The organism is Sphingomonas flavescens, from assembly GCF_030866745.1.
In the GTDB taxonomy this organism is placed as follows: domain Bacteria; phylum Pseudomonadota; class Alphaproteobacteria; order Sphingomonadales; family Sphingomonadaceae; genus Sphingomicrobium; species Sphingomicrobium flavescens.
In genome coordinates, this window is record NZ_CP133016.1 from 1,436,069 (window position 1) to 1,460,706 (window position 24,638).

The window sequence follows — 24,638 nt, forward strand, 5'->3', positions numbered from 1 at the left end:
GCTAAGCGCCGCCGACCATGACGCAACGAACTGACACCGGTGAAAGTCCGCTGATCGAGAGCCGCGACGATCTGCTGTCGGTGTTTTCCGGCGGCGAGAAACCGGCGGAGCGCTGGCGGATCGGCACCGAGCACGAGAAGTTCGTATACAGAATCGCCGATCATCGCGCGCCGTCTTATGACGAGGCCGGCGGCATCCGCGATCTGTTGAACGGCCTGACCGAATATGGCTGGGAGCCGGTGATCGAGGGCGGCAATACTATCGCGCTGTCCGGCAAGGACGGCACGATCAGCCTGGAGCCCGCGGGGCAATTCGAGCTGTCGGGCGCACCGCTCGAAAATCTGCATGAGACGTGCGCCGAAGCGGCCCGGCACCTGGAGCAGTGTAAAACGGTTGGCGAGAAGCTCGGGCTCGGCTTCCTCGGGCTCGGCATGTGGCCGGACAAGACGCGTGCCGAGCTGCCGATCATGCCCAAGGGCCGCTACAAGGTCATGCTCAACTACATGCCGAAGGTCGGCAACCTCGGCCTCGACATGATGCTGCGCACCTGTACCATTCAGGTTAATCTGGATTACGCATCCGAGGCCGACATGGTGAAGAAGTTTCGGGTCGGCCTCGCGCTCCAGCCGGTCGCCACCGCGCTTTTCGCCAACTCGCCGCTCACCGAAAGCAAGCCCAACGGCTACAAGAGCTTCCGCAGCCACATCTGGGAAGACACCGACCCCGACCGAACCGGCATGCTGCCGTTCGTGTTCGAGGATGGCTTCGGGTACGAGCGCTACTGCGACTATATGCTCGATGTGCCGATGTACTTCGTCTACCGCGACGGCCAGTACATCGATGTCGCGGGTGAGAGCTTCCGTGCCTTCCTCGCCGGCAAGCTGCCGCAACTACCCGGCGAGAAGCCGACGCTGACGGACTGGGTCGATCATCTTTCCACGGCATTCCCCGAGGTCCGGCTCAAGAGCTTCCTCGAGATGCGCGGCGCCGACGGCGGACGCTGGGGCCGGATCTGTGGTCTCCCGGCGCTCTGGGTTGGCCTGCTCTACGACGATCAGGCGCTGGACGCAGCCTGGGACCTGGTGAAGCACTGGCACATCGACGGCCGTGAGAAGCTGCGCCACGACGTTCCTCGCCTTGCGCTCGACGCAGTAACGCCGGACGGCGAGAGCATGCGCGAGTTCGCGGGCCGCGTGCTCGACATCTCCGCCAGCGGGCTCACGAACCGCGCCCGACTTAATAGCGCCGGCGACAATGAGGGCGGCTTCCTGGATCCGCTGCGCGAGGTCGTCAGCACGGGCGCGACGCCGGCCGACCGCCTGCTGCAGAAATTTCAGGACGAATGGGGCGGCGACGTTTCCCACATCTACGAGGAGTTCAGCTTCTGATGGACGCGATCACGCCGCAGCGCCGGACGCTCTACCCAGCCATCGAGCCCTATGAGACCGGCATGCTCGACGTCGGCGACGGGCATCGGCTTTATTGGGAACTTAGCGGAAATCCTGACGGCAAGCCGGCGGTGATGCTCCACGGCGGTCCCGGCGGCGGATCGAGCCCTGATCACCGGCGCCAATGGAACCCCGAAAAGTACAAGATCCTGGTGTTCGACCAGCGCGGCTGCGGCAAATCGACGCCTTATGCCAGCCTGGAGAACAACACGACCTGGGACCTGGTTGAGGATATCGAGAAGCTCCGCACGCAGGTCGCGAAAGTCGACAAGTGGCAGGTGTTCGGCGGCAGTTGGGGATCCACCCTCTCCCTGGCTTACGCCGAGAAATATCCGGAGCGCGCGACCGAGATCATCCTTCGCGGCATCTTCCTGTTCGACCAGTACGAGATCGACTGGATGTACAAGGAAGGCGGCGCGTCGCAGGTCTATCCCGACAAGTTCGCCGAGTTCCTCGCGCCGATCCCCGAGTCCGAGCACGGCGACCTCGTCGCGGCCTACGCGCGACGCCTGACCGGCGACGACAAGGCCCAGCTGGAAGCCGCGAAGGCGTGGAGCAAATGGGAAGGCGACATCGTCACCCTGCTACCCAGCCCCTCGACAATCGAGCATTTCACTAGCCCCGATGTCGCCGTCGCGGTCGCCCGCATCGAGAACCATTACATGGCGAACAACGGCTGGTTCGAGGAAGGTCAGCTACTCCGCGACGCGGCGAAGCTGAAAGGCATCCCGGGCGTCATCGTCCAGGGCCGTCACGACACTTGCACCCCCCCGGCCGCGGCGTGGAAGCTCAAGCAGGCGTGGCCCGAGGTGGAGTTGAACATCATCCCCGACGGCGGGCACCTGTTCAGCGAGCCGGGCGTGCTCGACGGCCTGATCCGCGCGACGGACAAGTTCGCTGGACTTTAGTCGCCCGGGCGGTACGTCCGCTCAATGTGCCCCTTCAGCTGGTCGGGGTAATAATAGACTTCCCGCAAATCGCCTGAGGCGTAGCGCTGCGCTTCGTCGTTGAAGTGCGGCGAGGCGGGATTGCCGCTTTCGCCGCCGGCCGTGACCGCGCGGGCGCGGACGTGGTCCTGATTGAATTGGACGACGGCGACAAAGCTGTTGCCGTTAGTGCCGTACCAGCGCAGGGTACCCGGCTTCTGAGACGCGCCGAAGGACGCTAGCGAACCCCAGCGGTTCGACGTGAAGCCGACGGGGATGCTCGGCGCCTTGTCGTCGAAGGGTGAATCGATCAGCGGCGAGATACGCTGGAAGCGGTTGACCTCGCCCCACGGCACGCGCCAGCCGCCGAAGTTGCGTTGCAGGCGATCGACGGCGCGAACCATGGCGTCCAGTTTCTCGTTCGCGGAGAGCCGCTCCATGTGCCGGAACATGTTGTCCTGATCGTTCCATTTGCGCGAGCTAACCAGCTTGGCGAGCTCCTCGCCCCAGAAATTGGCAAGCGTGTTGGGCGCCGAGGTGACCGACCAGCGGCCATCCCAGGCCGCGAGTGCGGCGATCGGTTCGGCAAGGCGCGCGCGGCGCGGATCGGTCTGCGCGAGTCCGCGCCAGCCTTGCACGAGCATCGGCACCAGCGCTTCGAATGCAGGCTGTGCGCTGTCGTAGGCAGCGGCCTGCAAGCGATCCATCGACCAGCGGCCCGGTTGTGAAAGCAGCCGCGTCGCGTGAACCGTGCGGTAGTTCGCCCCAGCCATGTCGAGATAGGCCGGATAGTTGCCCGGGCGCGGCGATTCCGCACCCGCGGCCGAATAGAGCCAGTCATTGCTGTTGAAGAGCCAGCCCGTTCGCGGGCGAATAGTATTGGGTAATTCGGATACCGCGTGCAGCCCGCGCCAGTCGGTTCGCGGGTCGCTGCCATCGACCGGCTTGGTGTAGTCGAAGCGATTGTCGCGGCGCGGCATGAACTGCGGCGCCAGCAAGGCGATATCGCCCCGCGTGTCGGCAAAGACGGTGTTGTTCGAACTATTGGCCTTGAACTCGGCGACCTTCATGAAGCTCGGCAGATCGGTGGTCTTGGTGCGGAGGAAGCTCTGCTGCAGCGCTTCGACCGGCTTGTTCATCATCGCAAAAGCGATCCACCGGCCGCCGTCGTCGCGAACAATCGGTCCATGGTGCGTGCGATAGGTAATGAAGCTGCGCGTCGCCACGCGACCGCTTGCGGTGCGATAGCGCAATGTGATCGGCCGGACGCCAAGTGACCGACATTCGGTCCCGTAACGGTAGCAGCGCGCAGCGCCGCGTCGCTCGACCCGTTCTGCGAACTCGTCAACATTGTCGACGCCGCTCGACGTGTGCATCCAGCCCGCCTGGGCGTTGAAGCCCTGATAGATGAAGAACTGGCCCCAGGTTGCCGCCCCGTAGGCGTTGAGCCCTTCGTCGCTCGTCATCTGCAACTCGGACCGGAAGTAAAAGCTGGTGTGCGGGTTGATCAGCAACAGCGCGCCGCCGTCCGTCAGCTTGGGCGAAATCGCGATGCCGTTCGACCCGCGCGGCTCGGTATCCGGGGCAGCCAGCGCCAGCCGCTTCCCTCCGTAGAAGGCGGCGAGCCCCTTGAGGTCGATGCGCTCGATATCGCCGCCGATGCTGCCTTCGGTGAAACTTAGCGCCATCCATGGCTCGAACCGCGTCAGCACGCGCGGTTTCACCGTCGAATGCGTCGCCAGGAAGTAATTCAACCCGTCCGCCCAGGCGTCCATCAACCGCCGCATCGACTGCGGGCTGCGCCAGTAATCGGCCTTGAGCTCACTTTCGCTGACGTAAAGTCGCGCGCGCAGATCCTGCCAGATCGCCTTCTCGCCTTCCGCCTCCGCGGTGCGGCCCAGGTTCGTCAGGTAATTGGCCTCAATGCGCGGAAAGTCGTCCTCGGCTTGAGCGTAGATCATGCCAAACACTGCGTCGGCGTCGGTCTTGCCGCGAACGTGGGCGATGCCCCAGTCGTCACGCGTGATCGTGACACGCGCTGCCTGCTCCTTCCATTCGCGCATGCCGTGCGCGGGAATCGGCAAAGTTGCGGCGATGAGGGAATAAGCGAGCGGCAGCAGCGCGGCGGCGGTGGTCTTACGCATCCGGCAATGCTTGCTTGGCCTTGCCCCAGCCAGCAAGCAGTTTCGATGCTGCGCGCTTCAACAATTCGTCCGCGTCGCGGATCGTGAAGTGGTTGCCGCCCTGGTATTTGTCGAGTTCTTCCCACGCGATGGGCGCCGCCACCGGCGCACCTTCGCGGGCGCGCACGGAGAAGGGCATCACCGCCGTCGCCCCGCGCTGATTGCGCAGCCAGTCGAGGAAGATCCGCTCCTTGCGTTCGACCTTGCGAATGTTGGCGGTGAACATCTTGGGCTCCGCTTCGGCGATCGCGCGGGTGAAACGCTCCGCGAAGCTCTTCACGGTCGGCCAGTCGCGCGTCTGGTCGAGCGGCGCGACAACGTGGAGCCCCTTCCCGCCTGACAGCAGCGGAAAGGTTTTAAGACCGAGATCTCCGAGCAGCGCCTTCAGCCGCACCGCCGCTTCCTTCACCATCGCGAAATCCAAACCGACGTCCGGGTCGAGGTCGAATACCAGCCGGTCGGGATATTCGACCTTGTCGACCTTGCTGCCCCAGCCGTGGAATTCAATCGTGCCCATCTGCACGCAGGCGAGCAGGCCCTGGATGTCGTCGAAGTAGAGGTAGTCCTCGAAGTGCCCGTCCTTCTCCTCGATCGGGATTTGTTTGACGTGCGGACCGAAGGTGCCTTTGTCGTGCTTCTGGAAAAAGCCCTCACCGGTCCGGCCACTCGGGTAGCGGATGATGGTCATCGGGCGATTTGCGCTGTCGACCATGATCAGCGGCTCGACCGTCGCATAATAGTCGGCGAGGTCTTTCTTGGTGACGCCGAGCTCGGGGAAAATGACGCGGTCGGGGCTGCTGATGTCGATCCCGAAATCCTCCGCCGTCGCTGACTTCTTTGTGCGCCGCGCGGGCCTCTGCTCGGTCTTGGTCAAATGCTTGGGCACTTCGCGCACCACGTCCTTGGCCGGCTTGTCCTCGCGCAGTCCAACGAAGCTGGGGTGGCGGAGGATGCCTTCGTCGGTAAACTCGGTGAAGTTGATTTCGGCGACCAGCTTGGGCTCGATCCAGTGCGCGCCCTTGCGGTCGGCGCGCGGCACTTCGACTGCCGCCTTGTCGATGGCGAGCGGCGCCATGCGCTCCATCATCTCTTCGATCAGCGCGGCGTTGAATCCGGTCCCAACCTTGCCCGCATAGGTCAGCGTGCGGCCCTTCTTGGCGGCGAGCAGGAGCGAGCGGAAACCGCGCCTTTTGTCGCTTTCCGACCAACCGACGATGACGAACTCCTGGCGCTGGATGCACTTGATCTTGAGCCAGTTGCGCGTGCGGGTGCCGCTGTAGGTCGCGCTCGCCTTCTTTGAGATGATGCCCTCGCCGCCGGACTTGCAGACCGCAGCGAACATCTCCTCGCCGCGGCCGATGATGTGGTCGCCGTAGATGATCGGCGGCGATACGCCTTCGAGCAGTGCCGCCAGCCGCTCCTTGCGCTCGATGTTGGGCAGCTTGCGGATGTCCTTGCCGCCTTCGACCAGCAGGTCGAACGCATAGAACGCAAGCGGCGCGCCGCCGCCTTTCAGCGTTGACTGCAACAGCTGGAAGCTCGGCTTTCCTTCGTCGTCGAGCGCGACCGCTTCGCCATCGATCAGCGACCCGGCGGGTAGCCGCGCCGCCGCCTTCACCAGCGACTTGAACTTGTCGCTCCAGTCGAGGCCATTGCGGGTGTAGGCCGTGGCGACCCCGTCCCCGACGCTGATCAGCAACCGGTATCCGTCATATTTAATCTCGTGGATCCATGACGTGCCGGGTGGAACGTCGTCGACCAGCGTCGCCAGCTGCGGCTGCTCGAACGGCGGTGGCGCCGAAGCCGCTTTCTTCTTGCCGCGGCCACCCTTCTGGCCGCCACGATTGGAGCGCCACTCGTCCGACCCCGAAGCGATCTCCGCCATCGTCCGGCCGGTGGTGACGCTGGTCACGCAATTATCGACGAGGGCGTCGCCATCGTCGGGCTCGGCGAAGTCATCGGTCACCTTCTTGAGCATCCACGGCTCGGCCTTTTCCCCGGGCTTGGCCTTGAGGCGGAACATCACCCATTCGCCGCGCATCCGCTCGCCTTCGAGCGTGAAGTGCAGGTGCCCTTCCTCGATGGTCTTGCTCGGGTCCTTGCGCGGATCGGGCGTCCACTTGCCCTGGTCCCACAGCATTACGGTCCCGCCGCCATATTCTCCCTTGGGGATCGTGCCTTCGAACGTGCCGTAATCTAGGGGGTGGTCTTCGGTTCGCATCGCCAGCCGGTTTTCGCCGGGGTCGAGGCTCGGGCCCTTCGGTACGGCCCAGCTCTTCAGGACGCCGTCCAACTCAAGCCGAAAGTCCCAGTGCAGGCGCGACGCGTCGTGCTTCTGGACGACGAAGCTGTCGCCCTTGCCCTTGAGCTTGCGGCCCTTAGGCTCGCCGGTCTTCGTGAAATCGCGCTTCCGGTTGTACGTCTCGATGTCGAGCGGAACGCGCTTGGCCATAACTACCCTCGCCAGTGTCAGGCCCGTTTACGTGCGGGCGCCTTGGCAGGTTCCTTCTTGGCGGCGGACTTTTTGGCAGCGGGCTTCTTCGCCGTGGACTTGGCCTTGGCTCCGCCGTCCTTCTTGTCGTCGCCGAGGCTCTTCTTCAGCGCGGCCATCAGGTCGATGACATTCGATCCCTTAGGCAGCGGCGCATCGGCGTCCGGATCCTCGATGATCTTCTCGCCCTTCTTCTTCTGCTTCTCCTCGATCAGGCGGTGAAGCGCATCGACGTAGCGATTGTGGAATTCGGACGGATTGAACTCGCCGGCTTTGCGCTCGATCAGCATCGAGGCCATGTCGAGCAGGTCGGCATCGGGCTTGGTATCGCCGATGTCGCGGAAGAAGCCGGACGCCTTATGTACTTCGTCGGCGTAGCGAAGCGTCTCGAGCAGCAACCCGCGGCCGGACGGCTTGAGCGAAACCATATATTCCTGACCGCGCATCGCGAGTTGCCCGATGCCCACTTTCTTCGCGGCCTTCAGCGCGTCGCGGAGAACGACATAGGCCTCTTCGGCGAGGTCGTCCGCGGGCACGACGTAATAAGGCTTCTCGAAGAAGGTGGATTCGATCTCGCCTTCATCGACAAACTGGACGAGGTCGAGCGTCTTTCGGCTTTCGAGCTTCACGCTCTCGATCTCTTCGGGGTCGAGCAGGATGTAGTGCCCCTTGGACACTTCATAACCTTTGACGATCTCGTCGCGGTCGACGGGACCGATGCCCGGTACGACCTTCTCATATTTGATCCGCTTGCCCGATGGCTCGTGCACCTGGTGGAACTGGATCTGCGCCCCGCTGCGTGTCGCGGGGAACAGTTCGACGGGAATCGAGACCAGGGCCAGCCTGATCTGCCCACGCCAAATCGCTCTTGCCGCCATGAAAATCTCCCTTTGCGGGTCGATTCAATTCATCGCAGCCCCGACTCGTTCCGTCGTCGCTGCCTTCAGCGATCGTATCAGGCCCGTAATGTCTTCGCCAAGCGCGACTTTTTCGACGATGGCCGACCCGCAAATGACGCCGCGCGCGCCAGCCGCGACGGCGGCGCGGACGTGCTCCGGGGTTGAAATGCCAAACCCGAAGACGGGCGGCGGAGCGCTCACAGCTTTCACACGATCAACGAGTTCGACATTGAACTCGCCACCCGCGTGCGTGCCGGTAATTCCGCGGCGACTGACGCAGTAGGTGTAGGCCTTCGACAGCTCTCCGATGCGTGCGAGAGTAGCATCGGGCGTGTTGGCCGCGGCTATGAGCACGGGTTCGATTCCCGCCTGAATCATCGCCTTCGCAAACGGCTCAGCCTCAAGCGCTGGCAGGTCCGCAATGAGAAGGCTGTCGACGCCCGCTTCGGCCGCGTCACGATGGAAGCCTGCCCGCGCCATCACGAGATTCGCGTAAGTCAGGACTCCGATGGGTACATCCGGGTGACGGGCCCGGAAGTCGGCAAGCAGCTTGAAACAAGCGTCGACATTGGCGCCCGCCGCGAGCGCGCGCTGGGCTGCGGCCTGGATAACTGGGCCGTCCGCCACAGGATCGGAAAACGGAATCCCGACTTCGATCATGTCGGCACCGGCGTCTACCGCGTCGTCGAGCAAGCGCGCGCAAGTCGCCAGGTCCGGGTCGCCGAGCATTAGGAATGCGCCGAACGCGCCCTCCTCGCCGAGCCGGTCGAACAGCTGCGCGTAACGGCTCATGCCGACGGCCCAAGCAATTGCTGCGCCTGACCGACGTCCTTGTCCCCGCGTCCGGACAAGCCGACGAGGATAGCACTGCCCGGTTCGCCCTCAGCCAGCTTCAGTGCGTGTGCGAGCGCATGCGCAGACTCAAACGCGCAGATGATGCCCTCATTCTTTGCCAGTGCTTCGAAGGCCGCCAGCGCATCAACGTCGGTCGCGCCGACATATTCTGCGCGTCCGCTATCCTTCAGATGGGCATGTTCCGGGCCGACCGCCGGGTAGTCGAGGCCGGCGGAGACCGACCAAGTATCCGCGATCTGGCCGTCGGGATCTTGGAGGACATAGGTCTCGGCGCCGTGCAAGATTCCGGCAGTGCCACGCAGCAATGTCGCGCCGTGTTCCGCGCCGTCCAGGCCGCGCCCGGCGGCTTCGACCCCGATTAAACGTACACCCGCATCGTCGATGAAGTCGGCGAACAGACCGATCGCGTTCGAGCCGCCGCCGACGCAGGCAATTGCTGCGTCGGGCAGTCGCCCGACCTGTTCGATCATTTGCGCGCGCGCTTCGCGGCCGATGATCCGTTGAAACTCGCGGACGATAGTTGGAAAAGGGTGCGGTCCGGCGGCGGTCCCCAGCAGGTAGTGGGTCGTCTCGAAACTTGCGGACCAGTCGCGCAGCGCTTCGTTGATGGCGTCCTTCAGCGTCCGCCCACCGCTCTCGACGGGCACCACGGTTGCGCCCATCAACTCCATGCGAAACACGTTGAGCTGCTGCCGCACAACGTCCTCGGCACCCATATAAACGACGGTCTCGAAGCCGAGCAGCGCGCCGACGATGGCAGTTGCGACGCCGTGCTGCCCCGCTCCGGTCTCTGCGATCAATCGTGTCTTGCCCATTCGCTTGGCGAGCAAGCCCTGTCCCAACACCTGATTGGTCTTGTGCGCGCCGCCGTGCAGCAGGTCCTCGCGCTTCAAATAAATGTTGCCCGGCAGGTTGCGGCACTGGGTCAGCGGCGTTGGCCGACCCGCGTAGCTTGAGAGCAGCCCGTTCAATTCTGCGGCGAACGAAGGATCCTGCTGCGCGTCGAGGAACGCGGCCTCGAGCTGCTCTAGAGCCGGAACTAGGATTTCAGGCACATAGCAGCCGCCAAAGCGGCCGAACCGTCCGTTCAGGCGCATGCGTTATCCCGGTCACGCGCGACTGGGCGCAAAACATCAAAGAGTGCGGCTATCTTATCCGCCGACTTGCGGCCCGGCCACTCATCCACGGATGATCCGACATCGATAGCGAAGGCGCCCAGCGCTCGCGCCGCGCGGGCGTTGCGTGGTCCGATTCCGCCCGCAATCAAAGCTCTCGGAAGTTCGGCATGTCCCGCAATCCGAGCCCAGTCAAAAACCTGGCCGCTGCCGCCGTCGGCATTGTCGAAAAGGATTCGGTCGCCACGTCGGCTATCCAGCGGGTCGCGGCCAACGCTGGCGGCCGTCCAGATTTCGCAATCCTCGGGCAGATTTCGTCGCAAAGTGCGAACAGTGTCCGCATCCTCGCCACCATGCAGCTGGATTGCGTCGAGTTGCAGGTGCCGAGCGATACGCACGACATCGCGGGGCAGCGCATCACGGAAGACGCCGACCGTGCGCATGCCTGCACGACGCGCCTCTTCGGCCAGCGGCATCGCCTCCTGCTCCGTCACCCGGCGGGGGCTGCCGGGTACAAAGACGAAGCCGGCGAACGCCGCTGGCCGGGCGGCGCGCAGGTCCGCACCGCTAGTCAAACCGCATATTTTCGTGCGCCCGAACACCAGTTCACGCGCGGCCTGCGCGGGATCGTCGGCTTGCATCAGCGACGATCCGATCAGGAAGCCGTCGACCAGCGGCGAGAGCCGGTCGACGTCGCCGCGCGTGGCAATGCCGGACTCGCTGACGATAATGCGTTCCGTCGCCAACGGCGCCAGCTTCTCGGTCGTCGACAGGTCGATGCTGAGATCGCGAAGGTCACGATTGTTGATGCCGATGAGCGGGGCGTCGAGCGCGAAGGCGCGTCGGATCTCCGCTTCGTCGTGAACCTCGACCAGCGCGTCCATGTTGAAGCGGCGCGCTTCGGCGATCATCGCGCGTGCCGCATCGTCATCGAGCAGCGAGAGCATCACGAGAATGGCATCCGCGCCCGCGATCCGCGCCTCGGCGACCTGGCGAAGATCGATGAAGAAATCCTTGGCCAGGACCGGTCCTTCGAAGTCGGCACGCGCGGCGCTCAGGTCGGCGAGCGAACCACCGAAAAATTCCGCGTCGCAAAGAACGCTCAAGGCATCGGCCACGCCGGCAAAGCCCCGCGCGAGCGCGGCAGGATCAGCGGTGGCCCGGATCGTACCGGCGGATGGTGACGCCTTCTTTATCTCGAGGATGAACCGCGCGCCGCTTTTGCCAATAACCGCCGCAAGGCTGCGGTCGGTCGGATGTGCCTGACGGCGAATTTGATCCAGGCTCGTGCCAGCGAATCGGGCATCAAGCTCCGCCCGCTTGGCTTTGGCAATCCGACCGAGCACACCGACTGGCTCAGTCACGGCTCGCCTCCACGAAGCGATCCAGAACATCGCGGGCCTTGCCGGTTCGCAGCGCCTCGCGCGCCTGGCCCGCACCTTCGCGCAAGTCGGTCGCCTTACCGGCCGTGTGCAGGAGCGCTGCGGTATTCAGAATGACGATGTCCTCTTCTGCTCGCGCGGCTTTGCCCGCCAGAAGTGCACGAAGCCGCGCAGCATTCTCGCAAACATCGCCACCGGTCACGACTTTAAGTGGCGCTCGCTCAAGCCCAGCATCCTCCGGTGCGATCTCCAGTTCTTCGAGTTCGCCCTCAGACAGCCGGATCGCTCGCGTCTCACCGTGCAGCGCCACCTCGTCGAGCCCCGACCCATGCACGACCAGCGCTTCCCGGACGCCCATCGCCGCCAAGGTCTGCGCAATTCGCCGCAGCATCTTGGGATCGGCGACGCCGAGCAGTTGCACTGGCGGCCGCGCTGGATTGATGCACGGGCCGAGCAGATTCATGATCGTCCGCACCTCGAGCTGCCGGCGCACCAGTGCCGCATGCTTCATTCCAGGGTGGTACGCCGGTGCGAACAGGAAGCAGAAGCCGGTGTCGTCCAGCAGCCGGCGCGCCTTCTGCGGCGCAATGTCGATCTTGGCGCCCACCGCTTCGAGCACATCGGCTGAGCCGCATTTGGAGCTGACGCTCCGGTTGCCGTGCTTGGCGATCGGCAGGCCGCAGGCTGCCGCAACGAACGCCGTCGCCGTCGATACGTTGATCAGCCCGGACCCATCTCCGCCCGTCCCGCAGCAGTCCGCGTAGAGATAATCGGGCCGCTCGAAGGGCTGCGCAGCCGCACTTAGCGCTTGCGCGGCGCCGATCATTTCCTCTGCCGTTTCGCCTTTCATGCGGAGGGCGATCAGCATCCCGGCGATCTCGGCGGGCTCGAGTTTCCCGACCACCAGACGCTCGAACAGATGTTCGGCATCTTCGCGCGGCAGGTCTTCGCCGGTGAGCAGCTTGGGCAGCGGGTTGGGGACGGGGGTAGAAACATCGGTGGTGGGTCGGGGGAAGGCAACGATCTGATTCATGATGAACACCTGAAACAAAAAAGCCCGCCGGTTGGCGGGCGGGCAGTCGATGATCGGTTTGGCTAGTCGATCAGTCGCGCCATCGCGCCGCAAGGGTCGCGCTGCGCCACCAACGGCGAGCGTTCAGGGTTGCAGCGATGGCGATCTGGTGCGTCATGCGAATCGCGTGGTAGGGCAGCGGCTTGTCGATCGTCAACCGGGCCTAAGGCCCGTCAACCGACCCGAACCGAGCCCGACCGCGCAATTGACGTCCAGCCCACCCGCGGTCCGCGCACTGCCTGCACGATCGCCTTGATGACGACATAGTACATGATCTGCCGGTAGCCGAAGCGCTGAGGGATCAGCCAAGCCATAAGCCACCAGTTCTCACGCTTCTCCAGCGCGACGGCGATCAGGCCGGCCGTCACGTCGATCGCGGCAAACAGTATCCAGAACAGCGCGATGCGATGGAGGTCGCCCTGCATCGCCGTATAGCCGTGCTGGTAGATCGAGGTCGCGGTGGTCGCGATGCTGACTAACAGCGCCAGGTCGATGACCGGCGAAACAAGCGCGAAAAGCAGCTGGAACAACACGGCCTGCGGAATGCCGATCATGGCGAGCCCGCGCGGGCGTCCCGTCTTGAGCACCGCCCCATGCTTCCACAGGCACTGGATCGTCCCGAAGGCCCAGCGGAAGCGCTGCCGTGCAAGCTGCCGCACGGTCAGCGGCGCTTCGGTCCAGGCGATCGCGCTCTGATCGTGCGCGACCGTCCATCCCGCCCGCTGAACCGCAATGGTCAGGTCCTGATCCTCGGCCAGCGTGTCGGGCGGGTATCCGCCGACCTCGATAATTGCCTGCTTGCGCCACGCACCGACGGCGCCGGGCACCACCGTCATCGCCCCAAGGCTGGCCAGCGCACGCCGCTCGAGATTCTGGGCGGTGATGTATTCGATGGCCTGCCACTTGGTGACCAGATTGACGCGGTTCCCGACTTTGGCGTTGCCAGCCACGGCGCCCAGACGCTCATCGCTCGCAAACCATCGCGAAAGCCGTGCGATGGTTGAACGCTCGAACTGGGTATCGGCGTCGAGCGCGATGACGATGTCACTGCGAGCTAGCGCGAGTCCTTGGTTAAGAGCGCGAGCTTTACCGCCATTCTCGAGCTTCAGCAGGCGGACCCGGGGATCATTTCCATAAGCGCGTTCGACAAGTTCAGAGGTGCGATCCGCCGAACCGTCGTCGATCACGATCACTTCCAGCGCGACATCCTCGCTATCAAGCACGGTCGCAATCGATCGTTCGATCACGCGCTCTTCATTGTACGCGGGAATCAGCACCGTGACGAACAGGTTGGGATCGATCGCTGGTCGCTGCACCTCGCGCTCGCGGATGGCCGACCTAAGTCCCAGTCCCGCAAGCAGTAGAGCTCGTGCGATGCCCAGCGTAATCGCCGCCGCAAACAGGAAGCCCAACGCGCGCACGGCGAACCCAAGCAGCTCGAACAACGCTAGATCGATCCGCGCGGCCGTGCGATCCGCGGGCGTGAGCGCCGGCATTGCTTGCTCCGTGGACAGGCCGGCGAGCGATGACACTGGCACGAAGCGATAGCCCTTCGCGCGCAGCGTATCGATAATGATCGGAAGCGCGGCGACGGTCTGACTCCGGTCACCCCCCGAATCGTGCAACAGCACGACGTTGTGGCTGCATTGCGTCTCCGATGAGCTGTCGCAACGATCGTTCTTCAGCACGCCGCTGACGACGTTGTTGACGATCGTCGGGACGCCGGGCCGCTGCCAGTCTTCGCTGTCCACGTGGAGGCCGACGGATAAATAGCCCCTGTTCTGTGCTTCCCACGCAGGCACGATTTCGTCGGCGGTCGTCGGCTCCGCGTCGCCGAAAAACGGTGCCCTGAACAGCTTCAACGTCCGCCCGGTGAAGGCTTCGAACAGCCGCTGCGTTGCGTTGAGCTCAAATACGGTGCGACCTTTGTCGGTGTTGGCGAGATTAGGGTGCGTGTAGGTATGGCTCCCGATCTCATGACCTTCGCGGATTTGCCGCTCCAGCAATCCGCGCTCGGTCAGGGCGTTCTCGCCAACGATGAAAAAGGTTGCCGGGACGTGCTTGTCGCGCAGGATGTCCAGGATCTTCGGCGTCCAGGTGGGATCGGGACCATCGTCGAAGGTGAGCGCGACTTCGCCGGGCCGATCGCCGGTCCTGGTGATCGTGAACGGCCTGGGGACCCGCACGAAGTCGACATCGGCGATCAGACCGTTCGGGCCCAGCTTCACCTTGCGCTCACCCGGCGTGGGCAAAGCGGTGATCCGCAGGATCTCCCCCGGGCCCTCGATGTCAACGTTCGATCCCTGGGTGAGATGGCGCAGACCTTGAGTGCCCGGCAGGTCCGGAGCGGACCGTCCGAAGATCGACCACAAACCCGGGTCTTCCGCGCCCAGACGCCACAGGCCCACTTCGCGCAGGCCGGCGCGCCGGAGGATCGTCAATTCATTGAAGGCGCTCGCAGCATCGAGAAGCCACACCGTATGCGCGTGACCCTGCTCATCCTGGTACGCGAACGTGCTGTTGGCGCTGGCCCGGTCGAACACCGGCGGCGCCTGGCTGTCACCGGCGTCCACCCACGCTTCCTCGACATTTTCCGGATCGCCGGTGCCGTCATGCCAATCGTAGGCATAATTGCCGATCGTCACGATAGCCTTGTCGCGCGGGATTTCGCGGACGGCGGCGGCGACGGACCGGGCCCACCATTGTTCGGACGCGATCGGACCAGGCGGTCCGTCATTCGAATGCTCGTCATAAGCCATGATGAAGAGCTTGTCGGAAAGGGCGCTAAACCGCTTGAGGTCCCAGCCCTCGCCGACCGGCACGGCGACCGTGATTAGCCAGCGGTGCTTGGCAAAGCGCTGGCGCGCCTCGACTAGAAGCCGAAGGTAATTTTGCTGGCCTGTCCTATCCAGTTGCTCGAAGTCGAACACGGCGCCCGATGCACCATTTGCGGCCAGGAACGGCTCAAGCTGGCCCAAGAATCGGGCGCGTTCGCGAGGGTTGGCGAGCATCGATTGGACGCCCGCTTGATCGACCTCGCCGTTGGCGAAATTCTGAACCACCGGAAGGATCAGCGGGCGGTGCCGCGCACCGTTGAGGATGGCACGACCGGCACGGTCAGGGAGCACGTTGAAGGCGTGCGTTGGTCCCGTCACCGTAACCCACAGCGGCGCGAGCCAATCGATGTCCTGGAGATGCTGTTGGAGCGAAGCCGTCGAACTGGGGTCCCAAGGGACGTAGAAGCCGACGCTCAGGCGTTTGTTCATTGCCGTCGCAATTGCCGTCGCCCGGCGGGCTCCAACGCGTTCGTGGCTGGGCGGCCGCGTCCCGAGCATCCGCTGAATTGCCAGATTTATTTCCCTCGCTGTGCGGGAGAGCAGGGTCGGCTGAGGGCGCGTCCGGGCGATGCCATGTTCGAGGGCAACAGGAAGCGGCGCCTGTGCGGGCACTACTTCGATGGTTGCAAATAACGCCGTAACGGCGAGCAAATTCAGCAGGACGAACAGGCCAACGGCGATCGCAAAGCGCTTTCGCCGCCGGCCCGTCGGGTCATGGAAAATCTGTCGCTCGGCCACGGCTCAAGGGTAAGTGATCCCTAAATTGCTTACCAATGACCTTTCGTTCACACGCGATCATGATCGGCGAGAAGCCACCCGGGCAATGTTGACCGCGACAAGACCCTTGTGGCAATCGGCGCCCGGACCCGCTGCTGGCGAAAATCGGCAGCGACGCGAGCGTTCGCCATGGTTCGCGGGTGTAGCTCAATGGTAGAGCAGAAGCCTTCCAAGCTTACGACGAGGGTTCGATTCCCTTCACCCGCTCCAGCCAAGCCAGTCCCAGGGACTGGCCGATGGCTGGAGCGTTTAGGCGACGGCAAGTAGGGCAAGTCCGTTCGCGCGTTGACACGCCGCCCCTGCGCCGCCACATGGCGCGCCTGCCTCGTCATGCTCGCCCATCTCCCAGATGGTCTGCGCGTGGCAAGCCTCGTGGAGAGGTGGCCGAGTGGTTAAAGGCAGCAGACTGTAAATCTGCCCGCGCAAGCGTACGCTGGTTCGAATCCAGCCCTCTCCACCATTTCCCTTTAAAGGTCCGCCTAAGCGGCTGGTGTTTGCCAGCCGCCGCCGAGTGCCAGGAAGAGCGCGATCAGATTGTCCGACAGTTGCGCCTCGGACTGAGCGACGGCGGCATCGGTCTGCGCCACGTCGCGCTCGGCATCGAGGACGACCTGAAAGCTCTCGCGGCCAGCGCGATAGCGAAGGCGCGCAATGCGGGCGGCTTCGTTGCTGTTGGCGCGGGCGCGCTTGAGGGCCTGCAGGCGATCGAGCTCCTTGGCGTAGCGGGTCAGGCCGCCTTCAGTCTCTTCGAGCGCGCGCAGCCAGGTGCCGTCGAAATCGGCGAGCGCCGCGTCGCTGGACGCCTGAGCCTGTGCGATGCGTGCTCGCGCAGCAGCAACATTCGGGAAGCTCCAGCTGATCAGGCCGCCAAGGCTGAACCGGAAGCCCTTGTCCGAAAATAGATCGCCGACTGAGCCGGCCGCGGACGAGCCGAGCGAACCGCCTAGGCTAACGCTTGGATAAAGATCGGCGGTCGCAACACCGATCCGCGCAGTCGCGGCGGCAAGTCGCCGCTCAGCCGCACGAATGTCTGGCCGTCGCGCGATAAGGGTGGCGCCGCTGCCGACTGGGATCGCCTGCGCCAGTGTTGGCGGGGTAACGCAAGCTTCGACGAAGCGGGGGAACTCCGCCGGCGGCTTGCCGGTCAACACCGACAGGCGGAACAACGCCGTCTGGCGCTGCGCTTCCAAGGTGGGGATGGCTGCGCGCGTCTGCTCCAGTAGCGCGCCGGCGCGACTGGTCTCCAACGCAGTGCTCCGGCCGCCCTCGAACAGCCGCCGGGTCAAGGCGAACGTTTGTTCCTGCACGTTGAGTGTCTGACGCGCGACCTGCAGCTGATCGCCGTAGCTACAGACATCAGCATAGGCGCGCGTGGTCTCGGCGGCGACGGTGATACGGGCCAGGTCGTACGCGGCCTGCGTTGCTTCAGCATCGGCACGGCTGGCCTGAATGGCGCGGGCGATCCGGCCGAACAGGTCGAGCTGATACCCGACGTCGATGCCCGCATCATAATATTCGGTTGTGTCCGTGCCCGGCTGCTTCGCGTAGCTCGCGCTGCCCGAAATATCCGTGCTCGGCAGGCGTTGCGTACGCGTTTCGCGAAGCGCGGCGCGAGCCCGCCGCAGATTGGCCGCGGCAACCCGTAAATCGGTGTTCGCCGCTAGCGCCTGCCGGACAAGCAAGTCGATCTGCGGGTTGCGGAACAGGCTCCACCAATTGCCGGGCGGCTCAGCCGGAACGAAGTTTGGCGATTGCGCGGAGTAAAACTGCGTTTGTGCAGGAGCCGTCGGGCGCGGATCGACGTGGTTGGGTCCGACGACACAACCAGCCAGCAGAAGCGCGACCGCGCCAAGCGTAAGAAACCTCATGCCGATGTCCCTGCTTCCGCTTCCGGCGGCGGCGCATGGTGGCGATGCGCAACACGCTTGCTCACGAAGTCCGCCAGGTGCCGGCAGATGACGTAGAATACTGGGGTGAAAATCAGGCCGAAGATGGTCACGCCCAGCATGCCGAAAGCGACCGCCGTGCCCATGGCCTGTCGCATCTCCGCGCCCGGCCCGACGGCAATCACCAGCGGGATTACGCCGAAGATGAAAGCAAAGCTGGTCATCAGGATTGGACGCAAGCGCGAGCGCGCGGCGTGGATCGCCGCTTCATAGGGATTCATGCCGTGATCTTCCTCGCCCTGCCGTGCGAACTCGACGATCAGGATCGCGTTTTTCGCCGCCAGCGCAACGAGCACGATCAGGCCGATTTGCGTCAGGATATTATTGTCCATGCCGCGGATGTTGATGCCGGTGATTGCGGCAAGGATGCACATTGGCACGATCAGGATGACCGCCAGGGGCAGGGTCAGCGATTCATATTGCGCGGCGAGCACAAGGAATACGCAGAAGACGGCGATCGCGAAGATCAGCGGCGCGCTGTTGCCGGAGGAGCGCTGCTCGTATGCGAGACCCGTCCACTCGTAAGAAAACCCGGGTGGAAGGACTTTTGCCGCCATGCCTTCCATTGCGCTCAGCGCATTGCCGGAGGCTTTACCCGGCGGCGTCTGGCCCTGCAGTTCGGCGGCCGGATAATTGTTGTAGCGGGTCACCTGGACCGGGCCGGCGCCGTAGTGGAACGACGCGACCGACGACAGCGGAACCATCGCGCCCGACGATGAACGAACCTGCAGCCGGCCGACGTCGGCGATGTCGTCGCGCGCCTGCTGCTCCGCCTGGGCGGTCACGCGGAAGGTGCGGCCGAGCAAGTTGAAATCGTTGACGTAGGTCGACCCAAGATAGGTGCCCAGCGCCGAATAGATCTGTGGCGGCTGCACGCCGAGCAATTGCGCGCGATCGCGGTCGATATCGGCATCGATGCGCGGACTGCCCGTATTGAACAGCGAGAAAACCTGCGCGACGTCCTGATTTTGCGAAGCCGCGCCCATCATCGCGAAAGTGGCGCCCTGTAGCGCCTGATAACCAGCGTTGGACCGATCCTCGATCATCATCGAGAAGCCGCTGCCGTTACCCAGACCGGGAACCGGCGGCGGCGACAGGAAGAAGACCTGCGCACCTTGAATCTGGCCAGCCACTGCACCGGTCAATGCGCCCGCCAGCGCCGCCGCGCTCTGGTCCGCAGCCTTGCGGTCCTCGTGCGGTGCCAGTCGGAAGAACATGACGGCGCTGTTGGACGCCGCGCTGAATGTCGACCCGTCGAGACCGGCGAACTGCGCGGAATCGACGATTGCGTGGTTGGCCGTCGCGATGTTCCGGACCTTGTCGACCAGGTCGCTGGTGCGGTCGAGCGATGCGCCGGGCGGCAACTGGACGACGCCGATCAGGAAGCCCTGGTCCTGGTCGGGGATGAACCCCGTTGGCGTCGCGGTGAGCCGCCAAGCCGTCAGTCCAAGCAAGCCGCCGTAAATGAGCAGCATCAGCGACGCCCGGTGCACAGTTTTTGTCGTCAGCCAGCCATATTTTTCCGACGTGATCGCGAAGCCGCGGTTGAACTTCGCGGCGCCACGGCGAAGCGGTCGCATCCAGCGGCTGCCATTCTCCTCGCCTTCCTTGCGGTGCGGCTTGAGCAACAGCGCCGCGAGTGCAGGCGACAAGGTCAGCGACATCAGGGTCGAGATGGCGCCGGCAGCGGCGATCGTGACGGCGAACTGGCGATAGAAGATGCCGGGGATGCCGGAGATGAGGGCGGTCGGGATGAACACCCCGACGAGCACGAGGCCAATGGCGATCAGCGCTCCGCTGATTTCCCGCATGGTGAGGTGCGCCGCTTCCTTCGGCGTCTTGCCCTCTCTGATATGGTTCTCGACAGCTTCGACCACGACGATCGTGTCATCGACGACGATGCCGACCGCGAGGATAAGCGCGAACATCGACAGCGTGTTGATGGTGAAGCCAAGCGCGAGCAACACGGCGAACGACCCGACCAGCGACACCGGGATGGCAATGATCGGGATGATTGCCGCTCGCCATGTTTGCAGGAACACGACGATTACGAGGACGACGAGGACGATGGCCTCGACCAGGGTCCGTTGCACCTCGTCGACCGACGCCTGCACATATTCGGTGGGGTTGTACGGAATGGAGTAAGCCATTCCGGCGGGGAATTCCCTGGACGCTTCCTTCAGGTCCTTGAGCACCGCATCGGCCGTGCTCAGCGCGTTCGATCCGGGCAGCTGCTGGATCGCGATGGCGACGCCGCTCTTGCCGCTGAACTTGCCACGAATACCGTAGTCCTGGCTGCCAATCTCCACGCGCGCAACGTCGCGCAGCCGGGTGATCGCCCCGGTCTGCGTATCCGTCTTCAACACGACGTCGGAGAATTGGTTGGGGTCGGTCAGGCGACCCTGCACCTGGACGGGAAGCTCAAACGACGGACGGTTCTTGCCGAACGGCGCCTGGCCGATCGAGCCGCCGGCGACCTGCACGTTCTGCCCCCGCAAGGCAGTGATGATTTCGTCCGCGGTCAGGTTGCGCGCAGCCGCGCGGTCCGGATCGATCCAGATCCGCATAGAGTAATTGCCACCGCCGAACACTTGGACGTTGCCGACGCCCTGGATCCGCAACAGCCGGTCGCGCAGCTTGGAATTGGCGTAATTGCCGACATAGTCCGTATCGATTGCCGGATCGGTCGAAACCAGCGCGGCAATCAGCAGGAAGTCCGGCTGCTGCTTGGTCACCGTGACGCCGATCTGCCGGACCTGATCGGGCAGTCGCGGCTCGGCAAGCGCCACGCGGTTCTGCACCAGGATTTGGGCCGTATCGATATTCGTGCCCGGGTCGAAGGTCGCGGTGATCTGCGTCTGGTTCTGGGTTGAGGTCGAGCGCAGATAACGCAGCCCTTGGATGCCGTTCACCTCCTGCTCAATCGGCGCAGCGATGGTTTCCGCCATCGTCTCCGCTGTCGCCCCCGGGAATACCGCGATCACCGCGACCGAGGGCGGTGCGATCTCGGGATACTGGGCGAGCGGCAGCGCGAAGTAGGAGAAGGCGCCGGCCAGCATGATGAACAGCGCGATCACCGCCGAGAAGATCGGCCGATCGATGAAGAAGCGCGAAATGTTCAAGGATCAGATCCCGGCAGCGGTGGCGCTTGAGGCAGGCGGCGCCTGGACCGGCGTTTCCGGCGTCTCCACAGCAGCCGGCGGCGCGATCTTGCCGCGTTTTGGGGTGACCTTCTGGCCGGGCATGATCCGCTGCAGGCCGTCGATGACGACGAGATCGTTCGGAGCAAGGCCGCGACGGATGACGCGAAGGCCGCCAATCAGCGGACCAAGCTCGACGGGCCGATCCTTCACGTTGCCCTTGGCGTCCGCGACGTGAACCAGACGGCGAACGCCGTCCGTGGCGATCGCCGTGTCAGGCACCAGCAGCGCAGTGTAAGGCGTGGATCCGGCAAGCCGGATATGCGCCGTCATGCCTGGTCGGATGAAGCCGTCGGTATTCGGCACGATTGCCCGGGCCTGGATCGTCCCCGCCTGCGGGTTGATCGCATTGTCGACGAAGTCGAGCCGGCCGCGACGGACGAAGTCGCTCTCGTCGGCGAGGCGGATGCGGACTTCGCGGCCGAGACTGCTCCCGGCCTGCCGTTGGTAGCGAAGCAACAACGCCTCGGAACTGTCGAAGGCAAAGTGAATGGGGTCGGTCGAAACGATCGTCGTCAGCACGGTCTGGTCGGCGGTGACGGCATTGCCCGGATCGACCCGGCGCTGCGAGACGCGTCCGCTGATCGGCGCAGTGACACGGGTGAAGCCCAGGTTGAGCCCTTGCGCCCGCAACGTCGCGCGGGCGGCCGCGACATCGGCTTCGCCAGCTCGCAAAGCCGCACGGCGTTGCTCGACCTCTTCGGTGCTCGCAGCCCGCTGCGCCGCAAGTGTCTGCGACCGCGCCAGCTCAGTGCGCGCATTGACGACGACTGCTTGCGCCCGTGCCAGCTGAGCTCGCGCTTGGTCGACCTGCGCTCGCGCCGGGCGAGCATCGATGGTGAACAGCAACTGCCCCGCGCGCACATAATCACCATCGCGGAAGTTGGCGGATGTCAGATAGCCGGAGACGCGCGGCTTCACCTCGACGTCCTTGATGGCTTCGAAGCGCCCGACATATTCGTCCCAATCGACGATATTCTGCTGGACCGGCGTGGCTACTGTCACGGTCGGCGGCGGCGGTGCCGGCTGCTCCTTTTTTCCGCAGGCGGCGAGAATGAGAAGAGCCGCGACCGCGGCCAGCGTGCGAGACAAGCTCTGTTACCCCTTTTCGCTCGCGTTTTGCTTTACGAGTCCGGCGCCCATCTAATTGCTGTTCATCACAAGTCAACGACTGTGGACATATCGGAGCGCGTTAATTGCACAAACGCGAGCAGATGGTAGGACGCTTCGCATGATGATGGCGGGCCGTTGCGATTTCCGGCGGCGCAAATGCGCCACGACGACCCGAAGCGAGATTCTCGCTGCGGCACGCCGGCACTTCGCGCGTGAATCGTATGAGAACGTGGGCTTGCGTGAAATCGCCCGCGACGTCGGCGTCGATGTGGCGTTGATCGGCCGCTACTTTGGAAACAAGGAAGGCTTGTTCCGAGAAGTCCTTCAGTCGCAGCCGCCCAATCCGCCCGAATTCAACGTGTCCCGCGAAGAACTGCCCGCTTACCTCGCCTCGCTGATCGTCAGCGACACGCCCGAGAAGGGTCAGGATCATCCGGAAAAGCTGCTGATATCCCTCCGCTCAGCCTCGTCGCCGATCGCCTGTCCGATCGTGAGGGAGAGGATCGAGCGCGATCTCGTCGGCCCGATCGCGAAGATCATCGGTGCGCCGGACGCCAAGGGCCGTGCCCGAGCGCTCCTAGCCGTACTTTTGGGCGTGAAGGTGGTCGACGCGATCATGGCTGCCGACAGCCTTGCGGTGCAGGAGAAAGATCGATTCCGCGCCCGGCTCGAGCGCCTGTTTAGCGCGGCCATCGCCGAGAACTGATCGACGCTGCTTGGCGCTATGGGATGCGATTGGTTCGTTTCGAACGATTTATTCCCCGCAATCTGCCATTCATTTGACTGATTAATGTGATTGAAATGGCTGGAATTCAGGGCGAAGCTGGCCTTACTAAGGATAGCAATTTAGGGTGTGGCGACCCAGCTCGGGAGTGCCGCATGTTGAGCGGAGTGAGATTTTCCTTGGACGATCCGGACGGGACGCGCGGTAGGCGCGCAGGGCCGATCGGCCTGGTTCCATTCGACGACGACGTGACCGCTCGGGTTCGCAAGTTGAACGCGGGTCAGCTTGCTTGCCTTCGCCTTGTCGACCGCCATTGGAGCTCGAAGGAAATCGCCGCCGAGCTCGGCATTTCCCCGCACACCGTGGACCAACGGATTCGCCAGGCCCTTGCAACGCTTGGCGTGGAGCGGCGCACGCAGGCAGCCCGCCTCGTCGCTCAGCATGTTCCGGCTCCCGAGGGGGAATATCAGCGATTGATACATCAATCGCCGCACATTCCCGACCAGATCGAAACCGATCAACCAGAAGCCACGGTCAGTATTCAGATTCGGCACGCTGACCGTGCAGGGGAGGTCGGAGACGCTGGTTTCCTAACCGAGCAGAGGCCCGCTTCATTCCGGTCTTCCCTGCAACCGCCGTTCGCGACGAGGAGCAATCCCCGGAATGAGATGAGCGCTGGCCAGCGGCTGTTTTGGGTCGCGACCATCGCAATAGGATCGGCCTTTTCGGCGGGCATGTATCTCGCCGGACTCGAAAGCCTGGCGCGGCTTCTCAAAGGCTAGCCGCAGGGCGGGCCATTACTCAGTATCGGTCGACGCCCCTCCGACGCGGAACCCGTCGGAAAGGAACAGCCATGCGCAAACAGATGATGGAACACGCCGCTCACGAACTGGCCACGCAGGTCCGTGCCGTTGAAGACAGCATTGAAGCCACGCTTGCAGAACTCGCTGAGCTTCAGGCGCGGATGGTTCGCGCCAGGGCCGCCACCGGTGTGGGATTTGTGAACAGTCATGCGCCATTCGAACTGCTGGCCGCCGCGACCGCCGGGATCGTCAATGCCCGCGGAAGCATCGCCAACTGCCACGCTGCGTTGGTGGAAACGCGAAAGACGATTCCCGGCCTTCGTACCCTTGCCATCGGCGACAACGAATGTCCGCCGGCGCAGGGGTCGGCCAACCTTCGCATCGTCGCCTGATTCCCGTTGACCCCGGGCATCGTCATGATTGACGGGTGAGAAATGGCTCCAAACCTTTTTAGAATCCTGTTGCTGCTCGTCGCCCTTTTCGCGTTCTGGCGAGGGCGTCGCGACGAGCGAAGGGTTGGGGTCATTCTCGTCGCCGGTGTTATTGCCACGACACTCGCATTATCCCCCGTGCACGAACGGTTTGAGGGTCTGGAGGGCGCTGTCGCCGCCGTCGACGTGATCGTCTTTCTCGGCTTTCTGTGGGTCGCCCTGCAGTCGGATCGCTTCTGGCCGTTGTGGATCGCGGGGCTGCAGCTGACGACGATCCTCGGTCACCTCGTCCGGGCAGTCGATGCCGGACTTTTTCCACGGGCCTATGGGGCAGCGCTGATGTTCTGGGGCTACCCGATCGTCATCATCCTTGCGATCGGCACTTGGCGGTCGCACCGGCGATTGCAGCGCGAATACGCCTAGTGGGCTGGACAGC

17 protein-coding genes and 2 tRNA genes are annotated in these 24,638 nt (G+C 64.1%); 8 read left to right on the forward strand and 11 right to left on the reverse strand.

Annotated elements, in window-relative coordinates; genetic code table 11:
• The first annotated feature begins 17 nt into the window (after positions 1-17).
• Positions 18-1,388, forward strand: a complete 1,371-nt coding sequence (locus QU596_RS07425; protein WP_308514571.1) for a glutamate--cysteine ligase — start codon at positions 18-20, stop codon at positions 1,386-1,388.
• On the forward strand, positions 1,388-2,356 hold the full coding sequence (gene pip, locus QU596_RS07430; protein WP_308514573.1) for a prolyl aminopeptidase: 969 nt from the start codon (positions 1,388-1,390) through the stop codon (positions 2,354-2,356). Before QU596_RS07425 ends, pip begins: the two co-directional genes overlap by 1 nt.
• On the opposite strand, the gene QU596_RS07435 is transcribed toward pip, so the two are convergent.
• From QU596_RS07435 to QU596_RS07470, 8 genes are all read right to left on the reverse strand, one after another.
• On the reverse strand, positions 2,353-4,518 hold the full coding sequence (locus QU596_RS07435) for a penicillin acylase family protein (protein WP_420030903.1): 2,166 nt from the start codon (positions 4,516-4,518) through the stop codon (positions 2,353-2,355). The two genes, pip and QU596_RS07435, sit on opposite strands and share 4 nt — an antisense overlap.
• Positions 4,511-7,009 carry a DNA ligase D gene (gene ligD / locus QU596_RS07440; RefSeq protein WP_308514575.1) on the reverse strand — a complete coding sequence of 833 codons (2,499 nt, stop codon included), beginning with the start codon at positions 7,007-7,009 and terminating at the stop codon, positions 4,511-4,513. Before ligD ends, QU596_RS07435 begins: the two co-directional genes overlap by 8 nt.
• 17 nt (positions 7,010-7,026) lie before the next feature.
• Positions 7,027-7,926, reverse strand: a complete 900-nt coding sequence (gene ku, locus QU596_RS07445) for a non-homologous end joining protein Ku (RefSeq protein WP_308514577.1) — start codon at positions 7,924-7,926, stop codon at positions 7,027-7,029.
• A 24-nt stretch (positions 7,927-7,950) separates the two neighbouring features.
• A complete protein-coding gene (gene trpA / locus QU596_RS07450; protein ID WP_308514579.1) occupies positions 7,951-8,739 on the reverse strand; it encodes a tryptophan synthase subunit alpha in 789 nt (262 codons plus the stop codon).
• Positions 8,736-9,899 carry a tryptophan synthase subunit beta gene (gene trpB, locus QU596_RS07455; protein WP_308514581.1) on the reverse strand — a complete coding sequence of 388 codons (1,164 nt, stop codon included), beginning with the start codon at positions 9,897-9,899 and terminating at the stop codon, positions 8,736-8,738. The genes trpA and trpB overlap by 4 nt, the downstream gene beginning before the upstream one ends.
• On the reverse strand, positions 9,890-11,281 hold the full coding sequence (gene trpCF / locus QU596_RS07460; RefSeq protein WP_308514582.1) for a bifunctional indole-3-glycerol-phosphate synthase TrpC/phosphoribosylanthranilate isomerase TrpF: 1,392 nt from the start codon (positions 11,279-11,281) through the stop codon (positions 9,890-9,892). Before trpCF ends, trpB begins: the two co-directional genes overlap by 10 nt.
• The gene (gene trpD, locus QU596_RS07465; protein WP_308514583.1) at positions 11,274-12,332 is read right to left on the reverse strand and encodes an anthranilate phosphoribosyltransferase; all 1,059 of its coding nucleotides are present in this window, start codon (positions 12,330-12,332) and stop codon (positions 11,274-11,276) included. Before trpD ends, trpCF begins: the two co-directional genes overlap by 8 nt.
• Before the next feature lie 212 nt (positions 12,333-12,544).
• Positions 12,545-15,946, reverse strand: a complete 3,402-nt coding sequence (locus tag QU596_RS07470; RefSeq protein WP_308514586.1) for a trifunctional glycoside hydrolase family 18/polysaccharide deacetylase/glycosyltransferase family 2 protein — start codon at positions 15,944-15,946, stop codon at positions 12,545-12,547.
• Between the two features lie 175 nt (positions 15,947-16,121).
• Between QU596_RS07470 and QU596_RS07475 the strand changes: the two genes are divergently transcribed.
• Positions 16,122-16,195 (forward strand) — tRNA-Gly (locus tag QU596_RS07475).
• Between the two features lie 164 nt (positions 16,196-16,359).
• A tRNA-Tyr gene (locus tag QU596_RS07480) sits at positions 16,360-16,445 on the forward strand.
• A gap of 19 nt (positions 16,446-16,464) precedes the next feature.
• On the opposite strand, the gene QU596_RS07485 is transcribed toward QU596_RS07480, so the two are convergent.
• Genes QU596_RS07485 through QU596_RS07495 form a run of 3 tightly spaced genes read right to left on the reverse strand, consistent with a single transcriptional unit; the run spans position 16,465 to position 22,223 of the window.
• Positions 16,465-17,853, reverse strand: a complete 1,389-nt coding sequence (locus QU596_RS07485) for an efflux transporter outer membrane subunit (RefSeq protein WP_308514588.1) — start codon at positions 17,851-17,853, stop codon at positions 16,465-16,467.
• On the reverse strand, positions 17,850-21,053 hold the full coding sequence (locus QU596_RS07490; RefSeq protein WP_308514590.1) for an efflux RND transporter permease subunit: 3,204 nt from the start codon (positions 21,051-21,053) through the stop codon (positions 17,850-17,852). Before QU596_RS07490 ends, QU596_RS07485 begins: the two co-directional genes overlap by 4 nt.
• Before the next feature lie 3 nt (positions 21,054-21,056).
• Positions 21,057-22,223: an efflux RND transporter periplasmic adaptor subunit gene (locus QU596_RS07495; protein WP_308514592.1), complete on the reverse strand. Its 1,167-nt coding sequence runs from the start codon at positions 22,221-22,223 to the stop codon at positions 21,057-21,059.
• 139 nt (positions 22,224-22,362) lie between these two features.
• Here QU596_RS07495 and QU596_RS07500 point away from each other — a divergent pair, with 139 nt between their 5' ends.
• The 4 genes from QU596_RS07500 (at position 22,363) to QU596_RS07515 (ending at position 24,625) form a co-directional block, all read left to right on the forward strand.
• Positions 22,363-22,950, forward strand: coding sequence for a TetR family transcriptional regulator (locus QU596_RS07500; RefSeq protein WP_308514594.1), 588 nt, complete (start codon positions 22,363-22,365; stop codon positions 22,948-22,950).
• Between the two features lie 185 nt (positions 22,951-23,135).
• Positions 23,136-23,750 (forward strand): response regulator transcription factor, encoded by a 615-nt coding sequence (locus tag QU596_RS07505; RefSeq protein WP_308514596.1) that lies wholly within the window; start codon positions 23,136-23,138, stop codon positions 23,748-23,750.
• 71 nt (positions 23,751-23,821) lie between these two features.
• The gene (locus tag QU596_RS07510) at positions 23,822-24,163 is read left to right on the forward strand and encodes a hypothetical protein (RefSeq protein WP_308514597.1); all 342 of its coding nucleotides are present in this window, start codon (positions 23,822-23,824) and stop codon (positions 24,161-24,163) included.
• Between the two features lie 42 nt (positions 24,164-24,205).
• Positions 24,206-24,625, forward strand: a complete 420-nt coding sequence (locus QU596_RS07515) for a hypothetical protein (RefSeq protein WP_308514599.1) — start codon at positions 24,206-24,208, stop codon at positions 24,623-24,625.
• The last annotated feature ends 13 nt before the right edge of the window (positions 24,626-24,638 follow it).